Origin of the sequence: Beijerinckia sp. 28-YEA-48 (genome assembly GCF_900104955.1) — a bacterium.
In the GTDB taxonomy this organism is placed as follows: domain Bacteria; phylum Pseudomonadota; class Alphaproteobacteria; order Rhizobiales; family Beijerinckiaceae; genus Terripilifer.
This window is the reverse complement of the sequence record NZ_FNSI01000001.1, coordinates 4,301,023-4,319,801: the sequence shown is the minus strand read 5'-3', so window position 1 is coordinate 4,319,801 and position 18,779 is coordinate 4,301,023. Positions and strand designations below refer to the sequence as shown.

General features: G+C 60.1%; 18 protein-coding genes, 1 tRNA gene and 1 riboswitch. Of the genes, 11 read left to right on the top strand and 8 right to left on the bottom strand.

All coding sequences use genetic code 11. The annotated features are described in order from the left end of the window. The first annotated feature begins 13 nt into the window (after positions 1-13). The 3 genes from BLW50_RS30750 to rfaD are packed head-to-tail and all read left to right on the top strand — an operon-like array spanning position 14 to position 4,297. A complete protein-coding gene (locus tag BLW50_RS30750; protein ID WP_170850269.1) occupies positions 14-187 on the top strand; it encodes a hypothetical protein in 174 nt (57 codons plus the stop codon). Continuing rightward, positions 162-3,323: a glycosyltransferase family 9 protein gene (locus BLW50_RS20260; protein WP_090705892.1), complete on the top strand. Its 3,162-nt coding sequence runs from the start codon at positions 162-164 to the stop codon at positions 3,321-3,323. The genes BLW50_RS30750 and BLW50_RS20260 overlap by 26 nt, the downstream gene beginning before the upstream one ends. Continuing rightward, entirely contained in the window at positions 3,320-4,297 is a 978-nt protein-coding gene (gene rfaD / locus BLW50_RS20255; protein WP_090705889.1) for an ADP-glyceromanno-heptose 6-epimerase, read from the top strand. The genes BLW50_RS20260 and rfaD overlap by 4 nt, the downstream gene beginning before the upstream one ends. 245 nt (positions 4,298-4,542) lie before the next feature. Here the strand turns inward: rfaD and BLW50_RS20250 are convergent. Further along, positions 4,543-4,617, bottom strand: a tRNA-Thr gene (locus BLW50_RS20250). Positions 4,618-4,763: 146 nt separating this feature from the next. Here BLW50_RS20250 and BLW50_RS20245 point away from each other — a divergent pair. Genes BLW50_RS20245 through BLW50_RS20220 form a run of 6 tightly spaced genes read left to right on the top strand, consistent with a single transcriptional unit; the run spans position 4,764 to position 8,776 of the window. Then, positions 4,764-5,138 (top strand): ArsR/SmtB family transcription factor, encoded by a 375-nt coding sequence (locus BLW50_RS20245; protein WP_090705886.1) that lies wholly within the window; start codon positions 4,764-4,766, stop codon positions 5,136-5,138. After that, positions 5,128-5,580, top strand: coding sequence for an SRPBCC family protein (locus BLW50_RS20240; protein ID WP_090705885.1), 453 nt, complete (start codon positions 5,128-5,130; stop codon positions 5,578-5,580). Before BLW50_RS20245 ends, BLW50_RS20240 begins: the two co-directional genes overlap by 11 nt. Before the next feature lie 57 nt (positions 5,581-5,637). Further along, positions 5,638-7,245, top strand: a complete 1,608-nt coding sequence (gene xseA / locus BLW50_RS20235) for an exodeoxyribonuclease VII large subunit (RefSeq protein WP_090705884.1) — start codon at positions 5,638-5,640, stop codon at positions 7,243-7,245. Between the two features lie 22 nt (positions 7,246-7,267). Beyond that, positions 7,268-7,702, top strand: coding sequence for a peptide-methionine (R)-S-oxide reductase MsrB (gene msrB, locus BLW50_RS20230; RefSeq protein WP_090705882.1), 435 nt, complete (start codon positions 7,268-7,270; stop codon positions 7,700-7,702). Positions 7,703-7,704: 2 nt separating this feature from the next. Further along, complete coding sequence (locus BLW50_RS20225) at positions 7,705-8,397, top strand: DUF2461 domain-containing protein (protein ID WP_170850268.1); 693 nt, start codon at positions 7,705-7,707, stop codon at positions 8,395-8,397. Between the two features lie 25 nt (positions 8,398-8,422). Then, on the top strand, positions 8,423-8,776 hold the full coding sequence (locus BLW50_RS20220) for a hypothetical protein (RefSeq protein WP_090705878.1): 354 nt from the start codon (positions 8,423-8,425) through the stop codon (positions 8,774-8,776). A gap of 116 nt (positions 8,777-8,892) precedes the next feature. On the opposite strand, the gene BLW50_RS20215 is transcribed toward BLW50_RS20220, so the two are convergent. After that, positions 8,893-9,435, bottom strand: a complete 543-nt coding sequence (locus BLW50_RS20215; protein WP_210186106.1) for an RrF2 family transcriptional regulator — start codon at positions 9,433-9,435, stop codon at positions 8,893-8,895. A 114-nt stretch (positions 9,436-9,549) separates the two neighbouring features. Between BLW50_RS20215 and BLW50_RS20210 the strand changes: the two genes are divergently transcribed. Beyond that, positions 9,550-10,881, top strand: a complete 1,332-nt coding sequence (locus BLW50_RS20210) for an MFS transporter (RefSeq protein WP_090705876.1) — start codon at positions 9,550-9,552, stop codon at positions 10,879-10,881. Between the two features lie 41 nt (positions 10,882-10,922). Continuing rightward, positions 10,923-12,152, top strand: coding sequence for an NAD(P)/FAD-dependent oxidoreductase (locus BLW50_RS20205; RefSeq protein ID WP_210186105.1), 1,230 nt, complete (start codon positions 10,923-10,925; stop codon positions 12,150-12,152). 66 nt (positions 12,153-12,218) lie between these two features. Here the strand turns inward: BLW50_RS20205 and gcvPB are convergent, their stop codons facing one another. The 6 genes from gcvPB to BLW50_RS20175 form a co-directional block, all read right to left on the bottom strand. Then, positions 12,219-13,778 (bottom strand): aminomethyl-transferring glycine dehydrogenase subunit GcvPB, encoded by a 1,560-nt coding sequence (gene gcvPB, locus BLW50_RS20200; RefSeq protein ID WP_090705873.1) that lies wholly within the window; start codon positions 13,776-13,778, stop codon positions 12,219-12,221. Next, on the bottom strand, positions 13,778-15,118 hold the full coding sequence (gcvPA, locus tag BLW50_RS20195) for an aminomethyl-transferring glycine dehydrogenase subunit GcvPA (RefSeq protein WP_090705870.1): 1,341 nt from the start codon (positions 15,116-15,118) through the stop codon (positions 13,778-13,780). Before gcvPA ends, gcvPB begins: the two co-directional genes overlap by 1 nt. Positions 15,119-15,132: 14 nt before the next feature. Further along, positions 15,133-15,510: a glycine cleavage system protein GcvH gene (gene gcvH, locus BLW50_RS20190; RefSeq protein ID WP_090705867.1), complete on the bottom strand. Its 378-nt coding sequence runs from the start codon at positions 15,508-15,510 to the stop codon at positions 15,133-15,135. 15 nt (positions 15,511-15,525) lie between these two features. Next, positions 15,526-16,641, bottom strand: a complete 1,116-nt coding sequence (gcvT, locus tag BLW50_RS20185) for a glycine cleavage system aminomethyltransferase GcvT (RefSeq protein ID WP_090705865.1) — start codon at positions 16,639-16,641, stop codon at positions 15,526-15,528. A 170-nt stretch (positions 16,642-16,811) separates the two neighbouring features. Continuing rightward, positions 16,812-16,909, bottom strand: a riboswitch (glycine riboswitch). Positions 16,910-17,079: 170 nt separating this feature from the next. Continuing rightward, a complete protein-coding gene (locus BLW50_RS20180; RefSeq protein WP_139267690.1) occupies positions 17,080-17,718 on the bottom strand; it encodes a hypothetical protein in 639 nt (212 codons plus the stop codon). Between the two features lie 212 nt (positions 17,719-17,930). Further along, complete coding sequence (locus tag BLW50_RS20175; protein WP_090709435.1) at positions 17,931-18,488, bottom strand: invasion associated locus B family protein; 558 nt, start codon at positions 18,486-18,488, stop codon at positions 17,931-17,933. Positions 18,489-18,779: the final 291 nt, after the last annotated feature.

Here is an 18,779-nt window from a genome sequence, read left to right as displayed (position 1 = left end):
GAGAATAGGGTGAATGAGCGACCGCGAAGAGGCCAAGACTTTCAGCTTCTTCGCGGTGATCGAGTTGCGAACGCCAGTTAGGAATTATCTGCAGCTGCTGTCGCTGCTCGAGCCAGGGTTTCTACCTCCCGTACCGGGGCAAAGGAAGCAGTCGACCGGCCATGAAACGTATTTTTTCCGTGATTGAGTTTGCCAAAGGGCGGACGGCTGCGGTTGTTCATAAAATTGCTGACGATCGCCGTAATCGCGGCAACTGGTTAGCCGCCGTCAGAGCATATGATTGGCTTTTACGTTTCTATCCGGCCTATGACGGTGCGCGCATTCAAGCCGCGATGTGCGAGGATCACCTCGGTTGGTCCGCGAAGGCCATTAAGAGATTATCCAAGGTTCGCGATCCCGCGCAAATACCAGAGGCTATCAATCAGGCCGGCCTCGTCTTTAAGCGCAGATTTAATTTCGCGGCGTCCGACTGCGCCTTTCAAGCGTGCTATGTGTTGGGCCACCATGAAGCGCTTAAGAATCTTGCGGAGATCAGGACAAGCGCGGGCCCTCTGCCTCTCTTGCACGGTACAGCCAGTGTTGTCGGCTTGCTGGCATATGCCGAAGCGGCCCCTCTGAACTTCGACGCTCTGGTAAAGGCGTCAATTGCTGCGACGTCCTTGCTTTTGATGTCGCATGCTAAAATGCTCTTTCAATTGGCGCTTCTGGTCGCGGGTACCTCTGGCGAGCGCGCCGCGTTGATTCAAGACGTCGCAGCGAAGTTCAATTTTGTTTTAACGCCTGAAACACGATCTGGCGGACAATCGAGCGGGGCTGAAAGCACTGAAAAAACCCCATTTGCCGCGGTCGTGGCGGCGCCCGGCCGCACGCGGACGCAGCTTAGCGCCGCTGGCGCTTCGGCCATCAAAAATGGCGCGTCCGTCGCATTCTTTGACCGCCTTTTATGGGACGATGAAGAATACGCGGCGTTGATGCCAGGCCTTGCGGCGGCGATTGACGGCGTGGTTGGAGCCGTATTTTCCGAAAGCGGATCGATTGTTGAAGCGGCGGAAAAACTGGCCGATGTCACCGAGCATTTAGACGGCAAAATTCCAATATCCCTGCGAGATTTGCTGGAGCCCAAAAATATCGGCCTTTTGGCCGATCGTGTTTTGCTGAACGCAAGCCGGCAAATCGCGACGCGTTTACAAGAAACAATCGACATCGCCAATCGTGATCCGGCGATCATTGCGGCGATGTTTGCCGCACCGACCCATCATTCCAACGCCGCGCTCGCAGCATCCGGAGATGCTGAACAGATTCCTGGGCCTGTTGTTGAAGCCCTCAAGAACATGATGTCTTCGGACGGCCAAAAAGCTGAGCCCGATGTGCGAGCCGCTGCGTATCTTGCCCGTCTTCTTGACGATCAAAAATTGCTTCAAGTCGCAAGGACTGTGCCGACAGAGTTCCGCGGTCCCATCGAAGCGGAGCTCGTTCGTCGCCCGTGGATTTCATTCGATGGCTGGGTGCCGCCTAATCTATCGTTGAAGAATATCGAAGTTCGGCGATTGTTCGGGGAAAACAAGCCTGCGTTTCAAAGCCTGTTGGCCTATGTCCTCGAACATAAAGATCCGGAGGTTGGACAGCGCCTCGTGGATCTCATGTCCGAAACGATAGAGCCCGGGGAAATATCGGGCATCGTGCAAAAATATCCGGTGGTGGCCGAGGCTGTCGCTCGGGCAGGAGGGCAGACATCGAAAGAGAATGCTCAGCCGCAGCCAAATGTCGTTGCTGTGAACAATCTGTTTCATGGACCTGAGCGTATCGAGCTGATCGATACGGGATGGCTGAGAAAGAGCATCGAAGGCGTCGAATTTACCTGCCTTAGCAGCGTCGTCGCCGTTCGTGCGCGGGTATATTCGCGCCGCCGCATCGTCCGCGCCGCCGTTCGACTGAATGGTGAGATTGCCGAGCAGGTGACGCCTGATATTGCGGCCACCGACGCGCAAGGCATGCATCTTTATTATTGCAATGTCTGGGCAGACGTTTCGAATTTCCCCAATGGATTTGTCAACATTTCAATGTCGGTGGACTTCAATGCGGGCGCGGCTTTGCGCGCCGATTGGGCCGCTTACGTAGATAATAGCGCGGGCACCCATGCTTTAGATGTGTCTGACGCCATTATTCCTAGGGCTGATCCGAAGGAAAGACGTTCTGCTGTCGAACGTGTTCTGGCGTTGCCATCCATGGTCCGTCCCGCCAATCGCTCCGTATTCCAGGAACCGTTGCGCCGGGTCGTCATCATGCGGCTTGATCAGCTTGGCGACGTCGCCACGTCGATGCCGGCGATGCTTCGGATCAGGGAGATCTTGCCGTCGAGCGAATTTATTGCACTCGTGACGCCAGCGAACAAACCGCTCGTTGAAACGCTGGGCATGTTCAGTGAGGTTGTCGCGGTTGCCTTTCCCTATGATCACGCGACCAGAACGCGTCATTTGAGCAAGAGCGACGAGGATCAGCTGCGCGCCAGATTTGCGGAGATGCCCGTGGATCTGGCTGTAGATCTGTCTCCGGGGGCTGATTCCAGGCCGGTTTTGAAGATGCTGAACGCGCGTTATCTCGTCGGGTTCAATCCGACGGTCTTTGCATTTCTTGACCTGGCCGTTGAGGCCAGCACGCGTGATCCTATCAATCGGCGGGAAAAAGCATCGCATACGACGATGTTGAGGAGTCTGGTTGAGTCGCTGGGTGTTGTTGCATCGCCCCAGCCTGAAAGGCTCCCACCGCGTCCGGGTCTTTCGTCAGTTCTTGCAAATTATGGTTTGCAACAAGGTCGCTACATCGTTCTGCACAGTGGCGCGAGATTGGCGATCAAGAGATGGCCTCTCGAGAATTTCGTTGCGACGGCTATTCGCTGCCGTCAGGAGCTGGGACTGCCGGTTGTCTTTTTCGCGGATGACCCGTTGCCGGCCACGGTAACGGCCGAGTTGAAATCTCACGGTGGCATTCAGATCATTGAGGGGTTGTTGCCCTTTGATCATATGGACGCATTGCTGTCCTTCGCTGGCGTGGTCGTTGGAAATGATACGGGACCCAAACATCTTGCCGCGGTCCGAGGGGCTAAGGTCGTCAGCATTCATATGTGCCAGGTGAATTGGAATGAATGGGGCCAGGACGGCGAAGGCCTAATCATCTCGAGGCGAACACCGTGTTGCGGGTGCGGGATACAGGACCCCTCCGAATGTGGTAAAGACCTGATATGTCTAACCAGCATAAAGCCGTCCGATGTCATCGAAGGCATTTCGCGCATGCTGAACGGCGCTAAAGTAGTGGAGATACAATGATTGTCGTGACGGGCGCCGCGGGATTCATCGGCTCGAATATTGTCACCCGGCTGAACGAAAAGGGGATCAACGATATCGCGGTGTGCGATTGGCTTGGTTCGGATAGCCGTTGGCAGAATTTGCGCAAACGGATGTTTCGGGAGTTTGTCTTCCCGGAAGATCTGACGCGGCGATTGGACCGTTTGAAGCCCAGCGCGATTATTCACATGGGCGCGAATTCGTCGACGACGGCGACGAATGGCGACGAAATCATGCGCACCAATTTCCTCTATACGCTTGAATTGATCGACTGGTGCGCACAGGCTCAGGTCCCTTTGATTTACGCGTCATCCGCAGCGACATATGGCAATGGCGATGACGGCTTTACGGATGATTTCTCTTTCTCGGAGTTGCGCCAGCTTAAGCCTCTCAATCTTTATGGCTGGAGCAAACATCAGATCGATCTCGTCGTCGCGGAGCGTGTCAGCGCGGGTCTGCCGTTGCCGCCGAAGTGCATCGGTCTTAAGTTCTTCAACGTTTATGGTCCCAATGAATACCATAAAGGTTCGATGACTTCGGTGGTTGGCAAGAACTTCGAAAGAGCGATCAGCGGTCAACCGATCGACCTGTTTAAAAGCCATAGAAGCGATTATCAGGACGGCGGTCAGTTACGTGATTTTGTTCACGTTGATGACGCCGTCGAAGTGGCGCTTTGGTTCTTGGAGCACGGCCCCAGTGTCGGCTTGTTTAATGTTGGCACGGGACAGGCGGCGAGTTTCCGTCAGTTGATGGAAGCTCTGTTCAAGGCTTGCGGACGAGAGCCGCAGATCAACTATGTGCCGATGCCCGAGGAACTGCGTGAGCGATATCAATATTTCACGCAGGCCTCGATGAGCAATCTGCGGGCGGCAGGATATGCCGCACCTTTCCTCAATGTTGAGGAAGGCGTGGCGCGCTATGTCACAGTTCTGAAGAACGCGGACAGATATCGGTAGGCTGTATGCTCGCCGGCCTGGCCCGACGAGGCGGAAGCCGACGTGAATAGCGAGACCACAAATTTGAAGCGCCCCCCGCTTCCCGCCGGGGCGCGATCCCATATTCAGCTGACAATCGCTTTGGAGCGTACTTGCGCGCGGATTGGCTAAGCGACAAAGATTCCTCGGACTTGCCGTCGAGAGGCGTCTTTGTTCCCTAAGGAAAGGGAGTGGCCGCCCGATCCAATTGAAATAACAAGAAAAACTGGTGCTGCCAGAGAGGATCGAACTCTCGACCTCTCCCTTACCAAGGGAGTGCTCTACCACTGAGCTACGGCAGCATGCTTCGTCGGCGCAGGGCCGTAAATCTGAAAGCGCGCGCCTTGTGACACACACGCCAGCGGCTGGCAAGATTGATAGCGCGGTTATGAACTTGACTGCGAAAACAATGTGCGTAAATATTCAACTATAAGGTTGAATATATGCCATGATCCAAGTCGAACCCGCTTTTGACACCACCCTCGCGGCACTCGCTGACCCGACCCGGCGCGCCATTCTGCAGCGGCTGGGCGGCGGCGATCTCAGGGTTACCGAAATCGCCAAGCCCTATGCGATCTCGCTCAATGCGGTATCGAAACACATAAAAGTGCTGGAAAACGCCCGTCTCGTGCATCGCCGCCGGGTCGGCCGCGAGCATATTCTTGCGCTTGATCCACGCCCCATGGAGGCGCTGGGCCGCTGGATCGCCGATCAACAGGGCGTCTGGGCGGCGCGTCTGCAGGCGCTCGATGCGCTGCTGAAAGCTGAGGACCAAGTCGAGGGCGTAGCCGCCAAAACTGAGGAACAACCCCATGGACGATGAGCGGCACCGGATTCAGGTCACCCATGTTTTCTCCGCCTCGGTCGAGCGGGTGTTCGATGCGTGGCTCGACCCGGCGAAAGCCAGCCAATTCCTCTTCGCCACCGCCACCGGCCAGATGGTGACGGCGGAGATCGATGCGCGGGTCGGCGGCCAATTTCTCTTCGTCGACCGGCGCGATGGCGTCGATGTGATCCATAAAGGCGAATATCTGGAGATCGAGCGGCCGCGCCGGCTGGTGTTCAGCTTCGGCGTGCCGCAATTCTCGGCCGATTTCACTCGGGTGACGGTGGAAATCGCCCCACAGGGCTCAGGATGCCTGCTGACACTGACCCATGAAGGCGTTTTGCCGGATTACCAGGCGCGCACCCAGGCCGGCTGGGGGACGATTCTCGATAATCTGGGCAAGGTTCTGAGCCAGACTCGAGGCGAACCCGTCGAATAGGCCCCAAAACGATCAGGCGCCTTTTGCCGAGCGGGCGAATCCCCCATATTCAGAGCCATGGTCGCCCGAGCAGAATCGCAGACAAAACCCGCCGCCCCGAGCAATGCCGCCGAAGTCACGGTTTCGGAACTCTCTGGCGCGCTCAAGCGCACCATCGAGGATCGTTTCGGCTATGTGAAAGTGCGCGGCGAAATTTCGGGCTGGCGCGGCCCACATTCGTCCGGCCATTGCTATTTTTCACTGAAGGACGAAGGCGCGCGCATCGATGCGGTCATCTGGAAGGGCACTTACGGCCGCCTGCGGGTGAAGCCGGAAGAAGGCATGGAGGTGATTGCCACCGGGAAGATCACCACCTGGCCCGGCAAATCCGCCTATCAGATCGTCGTCGAATCGATCGAGCCGGCCGGCGTCGGCGCGCTGCTTGCGCAGCTCGAGGAGCGGCGCAAGCGCCTAGGCGCCGAAGGCCTGTTCGATGAAGCGCGCAAGCAATTGCTGCCCTTCCTGCCGCGTGTCATCGGCGTCGTCACCTCACCGACCGGCGCGGTGATTCGCGACATCCTGCATCGTCTCGCCGATCGGTTCCCGACGCGCGTTCTGGTCTGGCCGGTGCGCGTGCAGGGCGAGACCAGCGCCGCTGAAGTCGCCGCCGCCATCGATGGTTTCAACGCGCTGCCGGAAGGCGGGGCCCTGCCGCGTCCCGATGTCATCATTGTCGCGCGCGGTGGTGGTTCGCTCGAAGACCTGTGGGGCTTCAACGACGAGATCGTCGTGCGCGCTGCCGCCGGCAGCATGATTCCGCTGATCTCAGCCGTCGGCCACGAGACCGACTGGACCCTCATCGATCACGCCGCCGACAAGCGCGCACCGACACCGACGGCGGCGGCGGAAATGTGCGTGCCGGTGCGCAGCGATCTCCTGGCGCAGGTGGCATCGCTTGAAAGCCGTATCCTCAGTGCCCGCGCCCGCTTGTTCGAACGTCGCCGCAGCGATCTCCGGGCTTTGGCGCGCGCGCTCCCCAATGCCGAGGATCTGTTGGCGCTGCCGCGTCAGCGTCTCGATCGTGCGGCGGAAATCCTGCCGGCGCGGCTGCATCAGACGATCAATGCGCGCCAACTCCGCCTCGGCCGCCTGGCGAGCCTCTTGGCCAAACATTCGCCGCAGGCCGAAATGGCACGGCGGCGCGCCCAGTTCGATGCGCTGGTCGGCCGCCATGTCGCGCTGGCCAGGCCTGGATTGTTCACTGAGCGCCGCGCGAGCGATCTGCGGGTGAAAAGCGACCGTCTGCGCACCGCCATGCGCCATCGCGTCCACAACGCCAGCGAGCGGATCGGCACCCAGCGCCTGCGCATCGCGGATCTCGACAAGCGGCTTGCGCAATGTGCACGCATCGTCGTTCCGCGTCGGCAGGAGCTGCTGCGCTCCATGACGCAATTGCTGGCTTCCTTCAGCTATCGCAACGTGCTGGCGCGCGGTTTTGCTTTGGTGCGCGATGCCTCCGGCACGCCGGTGCGCTCCATCATGGCGCTCACGCCAGGCACCGTGCTCGACATCGAACTCGCCGATGGTCATGTGAAGGCGCAGGCCGAGGGTGAGGCGCCCGCCGTGGCGAAGCCGCAAAAACCCGGGCGTGTCACGCCGGCGAAAGATCAGGGTTCGTTGTTTTGACAGTCCGCTGAGGAACGAGGCCATGGCGTTGTTTGGAAAATCCGCACCGACGGAAGAGAAGACATTCCCCGTCGCCAAGAGCGACGCGGAATGGCGCGCGCAACTGTCGCCGCAGGCCTATGACGTGTTGCGCCACCACGGCACCGAACGCGCTGGCACCAGCCCGCTAAACATGGAAAAGCGCCAAGGCGTTTTTCATTGCGCCGGCTGCGGCCGCAGCCTGTTCAATGCGGAGACGAAATTCGAATCGGGCACCGGCTGGCCGAGCTTTTTCGAGCCGCTCACCGATGCGATCGAAACCACCGTCGACCGCAGCCTTTTCATGATGCGCACGGAAGTGCATTGCGCCGGATGTGGCGGCCATCTTGGCCATGTCTTTCCCGATGGCCCGCGCCCGACGGGCGATCGCTATTGCATGAACGGCGTGGCGCTGCGCTTCGAGCCGGACACCCAATAACGATGCCGCCGAAGACCATTGCGCCGGCCTTTCCCGGCTTCGTTCCAGACACCTTGAAATTCCTCAAGGCGCTGGGCTTCCACCAGACACGCGAATGGTTCGAGGAGAACCGTGCGCTCTATGTCAGCGCCGTCAAAGAGCCGCTGGAGGCTTATGTCGCGGCGCTGTCGGTCGAGTTTGGCGCGCGCAAGCTGCCGCTGAAGGGCGAGCCGAAACGGGCGATCTTCCGTCTCAACCGCGATGTACGCTTTTCCAAGAACAAGCAGCCCTACAAGACCAATGCGGGCTGCGTGCTGACGCGCACTGGCACCAAGGGCTCGCCCGGCCTGCTCTACACCCACATTTCACCGGAGGGCTGTTTCCTGGCCGCCGGCTTCTATCATCCCGAGCCGCCGCAACTGCTCGCCATGCGCAAGGCCATCGTCGCCAAGCGCACGGCCTGGCTTGGCATCGAGGGCAAGCTCCAGGACGCGGGGCTGGAATTGTCGACCAACGAAGCTCTGAAGCGCAATCCACAGGGCTTTCAGGAGGTTGACGACAAATTGTCGCCGGCCTTGCGATCGCGTAATTTCATCGTCCGCATGCCGATTGCCGACAAAATAATTTTGGATGGACCGAAACTCGTGGCGACCGCTGCGGATTTTGCCAAGACCACTTTGCCGTTGCTGAAGTTCGGCTGGGCGGCGATGGATTAGGAAAAGCAGGATTGATGAGGGAAATATGAAGACGTCTATTGCAGTTTTCTTTGCTTTTGCAATCGCTTCCGTGGCTGGCGCGCAGGCCGCGCCTTGCTCGATCAGCAAGGAGAAGGCGGCCACTCTTCGCCCCGGAGCGACCCTGGAAAGCATCCAGAACGCGCTGGGCTGTAAATTGCAGCAGCAGTCCTCGAGCGGCTTTGGCGAGACCGCTCAGGACATCTATGGCATCCAGGACGATGGCGGCAATCGCCTGTTCGTTCTCATGGGCAAGAACGGCCGCCTGGTGCGTACGAACTACCAGCCGCGCCAGCTCAACCCCGCTGATCCGTTGGCGCCAAAGCCCGCGCCGCAGGCTCAGCAGCAGCGGGCCAGGTGAGGCGAACACCGCCGTAAAACAATAAGCCAAGGGCCTCGGTTTCGAACCGAGGCCCTTGCTTTGAGTTTTGAGCACTTCGATTCCGATTCTGTCGGCTAGATCAGAATCGCTCTCTCTCACCGGCTTCGCGAGGCGTACCAGCACTGCATGCGGGCGGCGCCCGCTGCGGATTTTGGCCCCATCAAGTCCCGAACGGTTTGCGCCGCCAAAGCGTTGCGCCAAGCTTGATCGGCTTTTTTCATCGCGACAGCGATACCGCACGGCCGGCCGAATTCGCTGGACTTGCCTGTAACGCCGGCTCCGCGTCGCCGGATCTCGGTGCAACGAAATGCTTCATCCTCGCCTTCAATGGCGTTCACGACATCAAGCAAGGTAATTTTTTCTGGCCGACGCGCCAGTCTGAAGCCGCCTTTGGGGCCAACCGTCGAAACCAAAATATTAGCGCGCGCCAGGGCCTGGAGAAACTTGTTGAGATAGTGAGCGGGTAAATCGAAGGCTGCAGCCAAGGTCGCCGTTGGGATAGCGGTATCGGTTTCGTCTTCCAGCCAAGCCAGCGTCAGGCAGCAATGTGTTGCCCATTCGACCCCTTCGCTCATTTTCATTGTGGCACCTGCTTCTTCTGTGGCTTTGCCTTTGGCGGACCGGCGTTGAGCGTCCATTCATAAGACCCGGCAATAAATATATCCCGAAAACAATAGTTGCAACCTGGATACTGGCCATCCAGATTATTCTAGATATAAGATATCTAGAATTTGGAGGAGAGGGTGGGAGAAATGTCAGAATCGAGCGCGACCGACGTCGCGTCTGAAGTGAGGGTCGCAGGTCCGCCGACACAAAACATGTCAGGCGTGGCCGCCGCCAGTCTTATAGGGGCAACTATCGAATGGTATGATTTCATTCTGTATGGGACGGCCGCAGCGCTGATCTTCAACAAGCAGTTCTTTCCAGGCCTTGATCCGGTGGCCGGAACACTTGCGGCTTTTGCCGCTTATGTCGTCGGATTTGCCGCCCGCCCCGTTGGCGGGCTCATTTTCGGTCATTTCGGCGACAAACTCGGCCGCAAGGAAACACTGATCGTATCGATGCTCATCATGGGCGGCTCGACAGCTTTCATTGGTCTTCTCCCGACTTATGAAACGATTGGAATAGCAGCTCCGATTTTGCTCGTGGGGCTGCGACTTCTGCAGGGTATTGCGTTGGGCGGCGAAACGGGAGGAGCGGTCCTTATTTCAGTCGAGCATTCATCGGCGCACCGCATGAACTTCTATGGCAGCTTTCCGCAGATGGGTGTCCCGGCTGGGACGGTGCTGGCCAATCTGGCATTCTTCACGACGACGGCGGTCACTTCGCCGGAAACATTCACCAGCTGGGCATGGCGCATTCCGTTTCTTCTGAGTTTCATTCTCGTTGCATTCGGGCTGGTGATCCGTTTGAGAATCGCCGAAACGCCGCACTTTCTTAGGGCCAAGAAGAAGCGGGAGATTGTTTCCGCGCCGGGGATCGAAGCGCTTAGGAATAATTGGTTCAGGATCATTCTCACGGCGCTAGCGATCTGTTCGGCGTCCACGGTTTCCTACGTCTGGAGCGTATTTTCGCTCTCCTATGGCACGGCGGCGCTTAATCTCGATCGCTCAATGCTTCTTCTGGGAGTGACCTGCGGCAGCATCCTTTGGTTCATCTGCATTCCGATCTGGGGTCGATGGGCTGATCGAAATGGTCGACGTTCGATTTTCATCATCGGAACGTTGATCCTGATTGTAGCGGCTGCGGCGTATTTTCCGCTCCTCAATACAAAGAATCCGACGGTTGTCTTTCTCACGTTGATGGGCATGGGCGCGGTGTTCCCGATTACTCATGCCCTGCAGGGAAGCATATTGGCCGATCTGTTTCCGGCCGCTGTCCGCTACTCCGGGATGGGCTGGACATTAGGTGTGGCGTCCATCTTGGGAGGCATGTCGCCGCTTCTCGCAACGTCTCTATTTGCCATCGATCCATCGTCTTTTTTGGTGTCGCTCTACATGGTTGGAGTCTGCGCGGTCAGCTGCGTAAGCGCGCTCATGTTGTTTGCGTCAACCCCCCGGCTCGATGGTGGACAGCACTTTTAGCCAAACCCTCGTTTCAATGATCGTTCTCTCATGGTGATGAAATGACTGATGAAAGCATGACGGATATTCTGGTCGTCGGTGGTGGTTTCGCCGGCGTTTGGGCTGCGGCGTCCGCGGCGCGACTGAGGCAGAAAAACAGCGGACAGTTCTCAATCGCTCTCGCTTGTCCGGGGCGCGATCTCGTGATGCGTCCGCGCCTCTATGAAGCAGAGCCGCAGAACATGGCTGTGCCCTTGGCGCGAATCTTAAAGCCGATCGACGTCAATAAGATCGATGCGAGCGTCATTGAGATCGATCAAAAGGCCAAGGCCATAACGCTTGCAAGCGTTGAGGGAAAAAAGACGCAGATAGTCTATCGAAAACTCGTGCTGGCAAGCGGCAGCCAAATTCAGCGGCCCGGGTTCGCGGGCGCAGGCTATTTGCACGATGTCGACACGATGGAGGGCGCCATCGCGCTTGATCGTCATATTCACCAGTTGCCGCGGGGCGTCGGGCGGTTCACCGCAGTTGTCGTCGGAGCTGGCTTTACCGGTCTTGAGATCGCAACCGAACTGGTGGAGCGACTGCGCGCGATTGCCGCCCGCCTCGATGCAAGCTCGGAAGTGCGCGTCGTTCTGGTCGATGTCGCACCGGTGGTGGGCCCCGAATTGGGGAGTGGTCCTCGGCCAACCATTCTGGCGGCTCTGAATGAATTGAACGTCGAGCTTAAACTGGATGCGAAAGTCGCCGCCGTTTCAGCTGATTCTGTCGAGTTTGATGATGGTGCCCGTATTCCAACGCAGACTGTTGTCTGGACGGCAGGTATTTTTGCGAGCCCATTGACTCAATTCATCGAGGCCGAGCGCGATAAGATCGGCCGTATCTTTGTCGATGACTATCTGAAAATTCCGACTGATCCATCCATCTACGTGGCTGGCGATACCGCTGCGGCACGGGCGGAAGAGGGACACTATGTTCTTCCGAGCTGCCAGCATGCCATTCCGATGGGAAAGTACGCAGGCTACAACGCGGCAGCTGGCCTTCTCGGCCTCGATCCCGTTGAATTCAAGACCTCGCCCTATGCGACATGTCTCGACCTGGGTGGCGCGGGCGCCGTTTTAACCAATGGATGGGAGCGAGTGGTCGAGAAGACAGGTGAAGCCGCCAAGGCACACAAACGCCGGACCAATCAACAACGCATCTACCCGCCCCTCGATGATGCGGCCGATATCCTGCGAGCCGCCGACTTCAATATAACGACACGGCAACCACAGCCGGCTGCGGAGCGCTGACGGAAAGATCAACGGGGCTGATTGGAAGAGCGGAGGGGCGCGATAGCCACGCCCCTCCGCTTCTATCTATTCCGCCGCCACAGCCACGGCCGGCGGCTGCCAGCGCAGCACCGGCTGGCGTGCAGCCAGCGTTTCGTCGAGCCTGCGGCGCGGCGCCAGATAGGGCGCGCCGGAGAAGCGCTCGGCCTCGCCATTGCGTGCGCTCATGGCCAGGTCACGCATGGTCATGATGAACAGATCGAGCGACGCCTTCGATTCCGATTCGGTTGGCTCGATCAACATCGCGCCATGCACGACCAGCGGGAAATACATCGTCATCGGATGATAGCCCTCGTCGATCATCGCCTTGGCGAAATCGAGCGTGGTGATGCCGGTGTCTTTCAGCCAACGGTCGTCGAACAGTGCCTCATGCATGCAGAAGTGATCGCCGAACGGCTGCGACATCAGATCGGCGAGGCAGGCGCGGATGTAATTGGCGTTCAGCACCGCATCCTCTGACGCCTGCCGCAAGCCGTCCGAGCCGTGTGACATGGCGTAAGACAGCGCCCGCACGAACATGCCCATCTGGCCATGGAAGGCGGTCATGCGGCCAAAACTCTCGGTGCCTTCCGCATCCTCGACGAGGCGTAGCGTTTCGCCGTCCTTATGGATGAATGGCACCGGTGCGAATGGCGCCAGCGCCGCCGACAGCACGACAGGGCCAGCGCCCGGGCCACCGCCGCCATGGGGCGTCGAGAAGGTTTTATGCAGATTGATATGCATGGCGTCGATGCCGAGATCGCCCGGCCGCACCTTGCCGACGATGGCGTTGAAATTGGCGCCGTCGCAATAGAAATAAGCGCCGGCCTCATGCACCGCCGCAGCGATCTCGACGATTTCGGTTTCGAACAGGCCGCAGGTGTTGGGATTGGTGAGCATGATCGCCGCCACATCCGGGCCCAGTGCATCGCGCACGGCTTGCGCGCTCACCCGGCCGTCGTCGCGTGCCGGGATGGCGCGCACGTGATAGCCGATCAGCGCTGCGGTGGCCGGATTGGTGCCGTGGGCGCTGTCGGGCACGAGGACGACATTGCGCGTCGCGCCTTCGCCACGCGCCGCGATGGCGGCCTTGATCGCCATCATGCCGCAGGCCTCGCCATGGGCGCCGGCCTTCGGCGACATGGCGACCGCCGGCATGCCGGTTAATGTCATCAGCCAATGCGCCAGCGTTTCAATCAGCTCGAGCGCGCCCTGCACGGTTGATTGCGGCTGCAGCGGATGGATATCGCCGAGGCCCGGCAGGCGCGCCAGTTTCTCGTTCAGGCGCGGATTGTGTTTCATCGTGCAGGAGCCGAGCGGATAGAGCCCGGCGTCGATGGCGTAATTCTTCTGCGACAGCCGCACATAGTGCCGCATGGTCTCTGGCTCGCTGAGGCCGGGCAGGCCGATCTCGCTCGTGCGTTCGTGCTCGCCCAGGCGCGGCGTGAAATCGCCGGGTTCTTCCAGATCGAGGCCGGTGGTTTCGAGGTGGCCGGTCTCGAAGATCAGCGCCTCTTCCATCTGCAAGGCGCGGTTGCGGCTGAAGGTGTTGCGCCCGACGACGCCGATGTCGCCAGCATGGGTGGGGCGTCCGTGCGTGTTCAACATCACATCAGTCCTTTCAGCGCGGCGGCCAAGGCAGCCCGGTCGGCATTGGTGTTCATTTCAGTGGAAGCGATGACGATGAGATCATCCAGCCCGGCGCGTGGCGCCAGGCGTGAGAACGGCACGCCGCCCAAAACGCCACGCTCCGCCAGATCCTCGATCACCCGCGCCGCATTGCCTTTGATGCGAATAGTGAACTCATTGAAGAACGCATCGTTGAGCACGCTGACATTGGGCACGCGCGCCAGAAGATCGGCGAGTTGCACCGCATTGGCATGATTGACCCGCGCCAGCTTCTTCAGCCCGGCCTGACCGAGCAGGCTCATATGGATCGAGAAGGCCAAGGCGCACAGGCCCGAATTGGTGCAGATGTTCGAGGTCGCCTTCTCGCGTCGGATATGTTGTTCGCGCGTCGAGAGCGTCAGCACGAAGCCGCGCCGTCCTTCCGCATCGCGGGTCTCGCCGGCGAGGCGGCCCGGCATCTGGCGCACGAACTTCTGCCGCGTGGCGAACAAGCCGACATAGGGCCCGCCGAAATTCAGCCCGTTGCCGATCGACTGTCCTTCGCCAACGACGATGTCGGCACCCATGGCGCCGGGCGCTTCGACGAGGCCCAGGGACACGACTTCAGTGAATACGGCGATCAGCAGTGCGCCCTGTGCCTGGCATTTGGCGGCGATCGGCCTGAGATCGCGCAGATTGCCGAAGACATCGGGTGATTGCACGACGACGCAGGAGGTCGTGCCGTCGATCTGGTCGAGAATATTCTCTGTCGCTGTCGGATCGGCTGCCAGGCTGACCACATCGTCGGAGGCCATGCGTGAAATGGTGCGCACCACCTCGCCATAATGCGGATGCAGGCCGCCGGAGAGCACGGTGCGTTTGCGCTTGGTCAGCCGATGCGCCATCAGCACGGCTTCGGCGCAGCCGGTCGAGCCGTCATACATGGAGGCATTGGCGACCTCCATGCCGGTGAGCGAAGCCACCTGCGTCTGGAATTCGAACAGCATCTGCAACGTGCCCTGGGCGATTTCCGGCTGATAAGGCGTGTAGCTGGTCAGAAATTCCGAGCGCTGGATCAGGTGATCGACGCTGGCTGGAATATGATGCTTGTAGGCGCCGCAGCCCACAAAGAACGGCGCCGATCCGGCGTCGATATTGCGTTCGGCCATGCGCCCCAAGGCGCGCTCGACTTCGATTTCCGAAGCGTGGCGCGGCAGATCGGGTGCTTTGGCAAGCAGTTTGTCGCGCGGCACATCGCCATAAAGATCGTCGATGCCGGCAGCGCCGATGCGCAGCAGCATCTCGGCGCGGTTGTCTGGGGTCAGCGGCAGAAAGCGCATGGGAGACTCTCTGATTAATCGAGGGTTTTGACGAAAGCGGCATAGGCCGCTTCATCCATCAGGCCGGCGAGCTCGTTTTGGTCCTTGATGCGGAGCTTGAGAAACCAGCCCTTGCCGGCAGCGTCTTCGTTGACCGCCGCTGGTTCGCTTTCCAGCGCGCTGTTGATCTCGATCACCTCGCCGCCGACAGGCGCATAGATCTCGCTCGCCGCTTTGACGCTTTCGACGACGGCGGTCTGCTCACCCTTGCCGACGATCTTGCCCGATGCCGGCAGTTCGACGAAGACGATGTCGCCCAATTGCTGTTGCGCGTGGTCGCTGATGCCGACAATGCCGATGTCGCCGTCGACGCGAATATATTCGTGATCCTGCGTGTAATAAGTGGTGCTCACGGGTGGCTCCTTAAGTCAGCGTTTGTAGCGATGGGGAACGAAAGGCATGGTTGCGGTTTGCGCGGGCAGCGCCTTGCCGCGCACCAGAATGTCAAGCGCCACGCCTTTGGCGGCATTGTTGGTCGCGACATAGCCCATAGCGATGGGGCGATTGAGGCTTGGCGAGAATGTGCCTGAGGTGACGATGCCGGTCGCGCTGCCGCCGGCGAGAATCTCGGCGCCCTCGCGCACCGGTTGGCGGCCCTCGAGGGTCAGGCCGACGCGCTTGCGGCGGGGGCCTTCAGCGATTTCACGTTTGATTCGTTCCGCGCCCGGAAAACCACCGTCTTCGCGGCGACGCTTGGCGATCGACCAGGCAAGCGCTGCTTCGATCGGCGAGGTGGTCTCGTCGATGTCGTGGCCGTAGAGGCAGAGCCCGGCTTCGAGCCGCAACGAATCGCGTGCGCCCAGGCCGATTGGCTTTACCCGTGCATCGGCGGTGAGCAGCGTCCACAGGTCGGCGGCGCGATCGGCGGGCACGGAAATTTCGAAGCCGTCCTCGCCCGTATAGCCCGAGCGCGACGCCTCGCAGGCAATGCCGCTGATGGTAAGTGGCCGCGCCGTCATGAAAAGCATGTCGGCCGCGATGCCGCCGAGGCTCGTCACCACGTCAACGGCGAGCGGCCCCTGCAGCGCTAGCAAGGCGCGATCGTCGCGCGTCACCAGGCGGACGGATTTGGGCAGAGATGATTCGAGGTGGCGGTAATCCTCGTCCTTGCGGCCGGCGTTGACGACGAGCGCCAACGTACCGTCGCCGGCGATGGGGCGCGCCACCATGAAGTCATCGAGAATGCCGCCGTCCGCATTGAGGAACTGCGAATAGCGCTGCTGGCCCGGCGTCAGGCTGCGCACGTCGGCGGGGCAGAGCGCTTCCAGCGCGGCGGCCGTGGTGTCGTGATCGGGGCCGACGAGAAAGGCCTGGCCCATGTGCGAGACATCGAACAGGCCGGCGCTGCTGCGCGTCCAATTGTGTTCGGTGAGGATCCCCGTCGCATATTGGATCGGCATGTCATAGCCAGCGAAAGCCGCCATTCGGGCGCCGAGCGCCTGATGAAGACCATGAAGCGGCGTATGCTTGACGTCAGTGGACATGCCCGGAAACACCTCAACAGGAGTACGACGCACGATCGAGCCCACCTTGGACCTCGATCCTGCGCCCCCTCTGTCCGGTGACCTGAGAGATTTCCCGCGTCGCTTGCGCGACCGCCGGTTACGCCCGTCGGTGGACCCGCCTATCGTGGCGTGTCGCTTTCCAGAGTGTCATCCCTCGCGCGGTCCATTGGCCTGAGCGTTTCCGGGGCGGTTGCGCCTTCGGCGCCGAAACGGTTTGCACCGATTCGGACTCTTCCGCGGAGGGTCTTGATCTGACGGTGGCAAAGTAGCCGAGCGCGGCCGCCTGTCAATTCGCGGTGGGCAGAATTTTGACGGAAGCGCTAAAATGCTGGGGGCAGCTGCCCATCAAAGCAAGTTGCGTTTCGTCAGAAACGCAACTTTGCCTGGGATCTTTGTTTTGACGCGTCTTTGTGGCGATCAATGCCGGCGGCGCGCCGTGCGGTGCGCGGGGGCGTTGCGGCCGGGATTCTCGAAGCCGACGAAGATCAAATAATCTTCATTGGCGCCCTCACGCAGATAGGGCACCGACAATTCGTCGGTAACGAGCGTGAATGCCCCCTGGCTCTGGCCTGACGGGATCGAGACGGAGGCATTATAGAGCTTGCTGGTGACGATCTTTTCGCCGTTTTCGGCGCGCACCCCGACATAAACCGGCACGGTGAAGTTCGACGCCTGGCCGGCGGGGCCGAGCAGGACCTTACCTTCGACGCCGACCTTGATCAGAATCTGGCCGCCGACAACGCGGCAATCACGCACCACTTCGCCGAGCGAATATTGGTAACGCAGCGATTCGTTGGACTGGCCGCCGGCATAGGCGCGATAGGCGGCGCCACCTTCCCGAACGTCCACGGTGGGGCAGGTGACCTCAGCTTCGGTCTGCGGCCGCGGATCGACGGGCTGCTCCTTGACGCCGCCGAAGGCGCCACGGGCGAGGACATTGCCGATCGAATCGGCCGGATCGCCGCTGCCGCCGCCAGCACAGCCGGAAAGCACCCCAAATGCTGCCAGTGCCAGCGAAAACCGCAAAGTCCGGGCCGCTGTTGTTGCCTGACGCATGTCCTTACTCCGTTACGCTGCACTGGTTCGGCCCGGTTTGGGGCCAAGCGCTGGTCATTGCGACCGTCATTTCGGCGAGAAATATCTTAAGATCGGGCGACTGGCTACCCGGCGCGTGGCGGCATAACGGTGTGGATGGTTCCGGGCAGGACGCTTTGCTCATCGTGGGAGTCTATTTCAGATCAAATAGATAGTCCCAAAAACGAGCATCATTAGGGGAGCTTTTCGTAGCCGTCTTTAAACCCTGTTAAGGTTAATGGTATTCCGGTCCCTTGTTCGGGCGTCTCGAAGACGATGAACGTGGCCGTCTTGCCGTTGCGCATTTCTTCCAACAGCTTGTCGTCCATCACCACTTCGGCAATGCAGCCAGACGGGATGCAGCGGACGAAGCCGGCGCGGCCCTTGTCGGCCTGGTCGATGTTCAGGCCGAGCCCGGCGGGCAGCAACACGCCCAGTGGCGCGATCACGCGCAGCAGCCGGGACTTGCCGTCGGCGGTCTTCAGCACGATGACGACAAGGTTCATATTGGGCTTGTCTTCGGCCGCAACCGATTGAATTAAAGCGCATTGCTCACGGCTGGCACCCGTCGGGGTCTCGCAGCGCATCTCCCAGTCGCCATGCTTGCCGCGCACGACGGGCTGCGCCATCGCCTGGGAACCGAGAACGATCAGGGCGAGGGCGCCAAGCGCGCTCCGAACCAGGCGAGTCGAGATCTGGTGAGTCGGAATCAAGCGAGCGGAACTTGGCCGAACGGGCGTTGGGGCAGTCATAAAGTCTCCAGGCACAGGCTTTCTGCGAACGGCTGAACACAGAAAAACGGCCGAATCACGTTGCCGGCGATTATCGAAGGCCGCGCCGCCCAAGGCAATCACGGAAGCCGATTCGGACGGTCACAACAAGCGCCTTAACAAGCACCTGGCCAAGCACCTGGCTATGTCCGCCGCAGAGCATAAAATTTACGCGCCCTTATGCCGCACGGATCGCTGTGTTGCGCTCGCTGGCGGATTGTGGTTGGAACCGATCCAAAGGAGCCGTGGCAATCGTTTGGCTCCAGGGGTTTG

What these genes read in the sequence shown, in the direction of transcription:
- BLW50_RS30750 (WP_170850269.1), top strand. Translation starts at nt 14, where the DNA reads ATGAGCGACCGCGAAGAGGCCAAGACTTTCAGCTTCTTCGCGGTGATC.
- BLW50_RS20260 (WP_090705892.1), top strand. Translation starts at nt 162, where the DNA reads ATGAAACGTATTTTTTCCGTGATTGAGTTTGCCAAAGGGCGGACGGCT.
- rfaD (WP_090705889.1), top strand. Translation starts at nt 3,320, where the DNA reads ATGATTGTCGTGACGGGCGCCGCGGGATTCATCGGCTCGAATATTGTC.
- BLW50_RS20245 (WP_090705886.1), top strand. Translation starts at nt 4,764, where the DNA reads ATGATCCAAGTCGAACCCGCTTTTGACACCACCCTCGCGGCACTCGCT.
- BLW50_RS20240 (WP_090705885.1), top strand. Translation starts at nt 5,128, where the DNA reads ATGGACGATGAGCGGCACCGGATTCAGGTCACCCATGTTTTCTCCGCC.
- xseA (WP_090705884.1), top strand. Translation starts at nt 5,638, where the DNA reads ATGGTCGCCCGAGCAGAATCGCAGACAAAACCCGCCGCCCCGAGCAAT.
- msrB (WP_090705882.1), top strand. Translation starts at nt 7,268, where the DNA reads ATGGCGTTGTTTGGAAAATCCGCACCGACGGAAGAGAAGACATTCCCC.
- BLW50_RS20225 (WP_170850268.1), top strand. Translation starts at nt 7,705, where the DNA reads ATGCCGCCGAAGACCATTGCGCCGGCCTTTCCCGGCTTCGTTCCAGAC.
- BLW50_RS20220 (WP_090705878.1), top strand. Translation starts at nt 8,423, where the DNA reads ATGAAGACGTCTATTGCAGTTTTCTTTGCTTTTGCAATCGCTTCCGTG.
- BLW50_RS20215 (WP_210186106.1), bottom strand. Translation starts at nt 9,435, where the DNA reads ATGGACGCTCAACGCCGGTCCGCCAAAGGCAAAGCCACAGAAGAAGCA.
- BLW50_RS20210 (WP_090705876.1), top strand. Translation starts at nt 9,550, where the DNA reads ATGTCAGAATCGAGCGCGACCGACGTCGCGTCTGAAGTGAGGGTCGCA.
- BLW50_RS20205 (WP_210186105.1), top strand. Translation starts at nt 10,923, where the DNA reads ATGACTGATGAAAGCATGACGGATATTCTGGTCGTCGGTGGTGGTTTC.
- gcvPB (WP_090705873.1), bottom strand. Translation starts at nt 13,778, where the DNA reads ATGTTGAACACGCACGGACGCCCCACCCATGCTGGCGACATCGGCGTC.
- gcvPA (WP_090705870.1), bottom strand. Translation starts at nt 15,118, where the DNA reads ATGCGCTTTCTGCCGCTGACCCCAGACAACCGCGCCGAGATGCTGCTG.
- gcvT (WP_090705865.1), bottom strand. Translation starts at nt 16,641, where the DNA reads ATGTCCACTGACGTCAAGCATACGCCGCTTCATGGTCTTCATCAGGCG.
- BLW50_RS20180 (WP_139267690.1), bottom strand. Translation starts at nt 17,718, where the DNA reads ATGCGTCAGGCAACAACAGCGGCCCGGACTTTGCGGTTTTCGCTGGCA.
- BLW50_RS20175 (WP_090709435.1), bottom strand. Translation starts at nt 18,488, where the DNA reads ATGACTGCCCCAACGCCCGTTCGGCCAAGTTCCGCTCGCTTGATTCCG.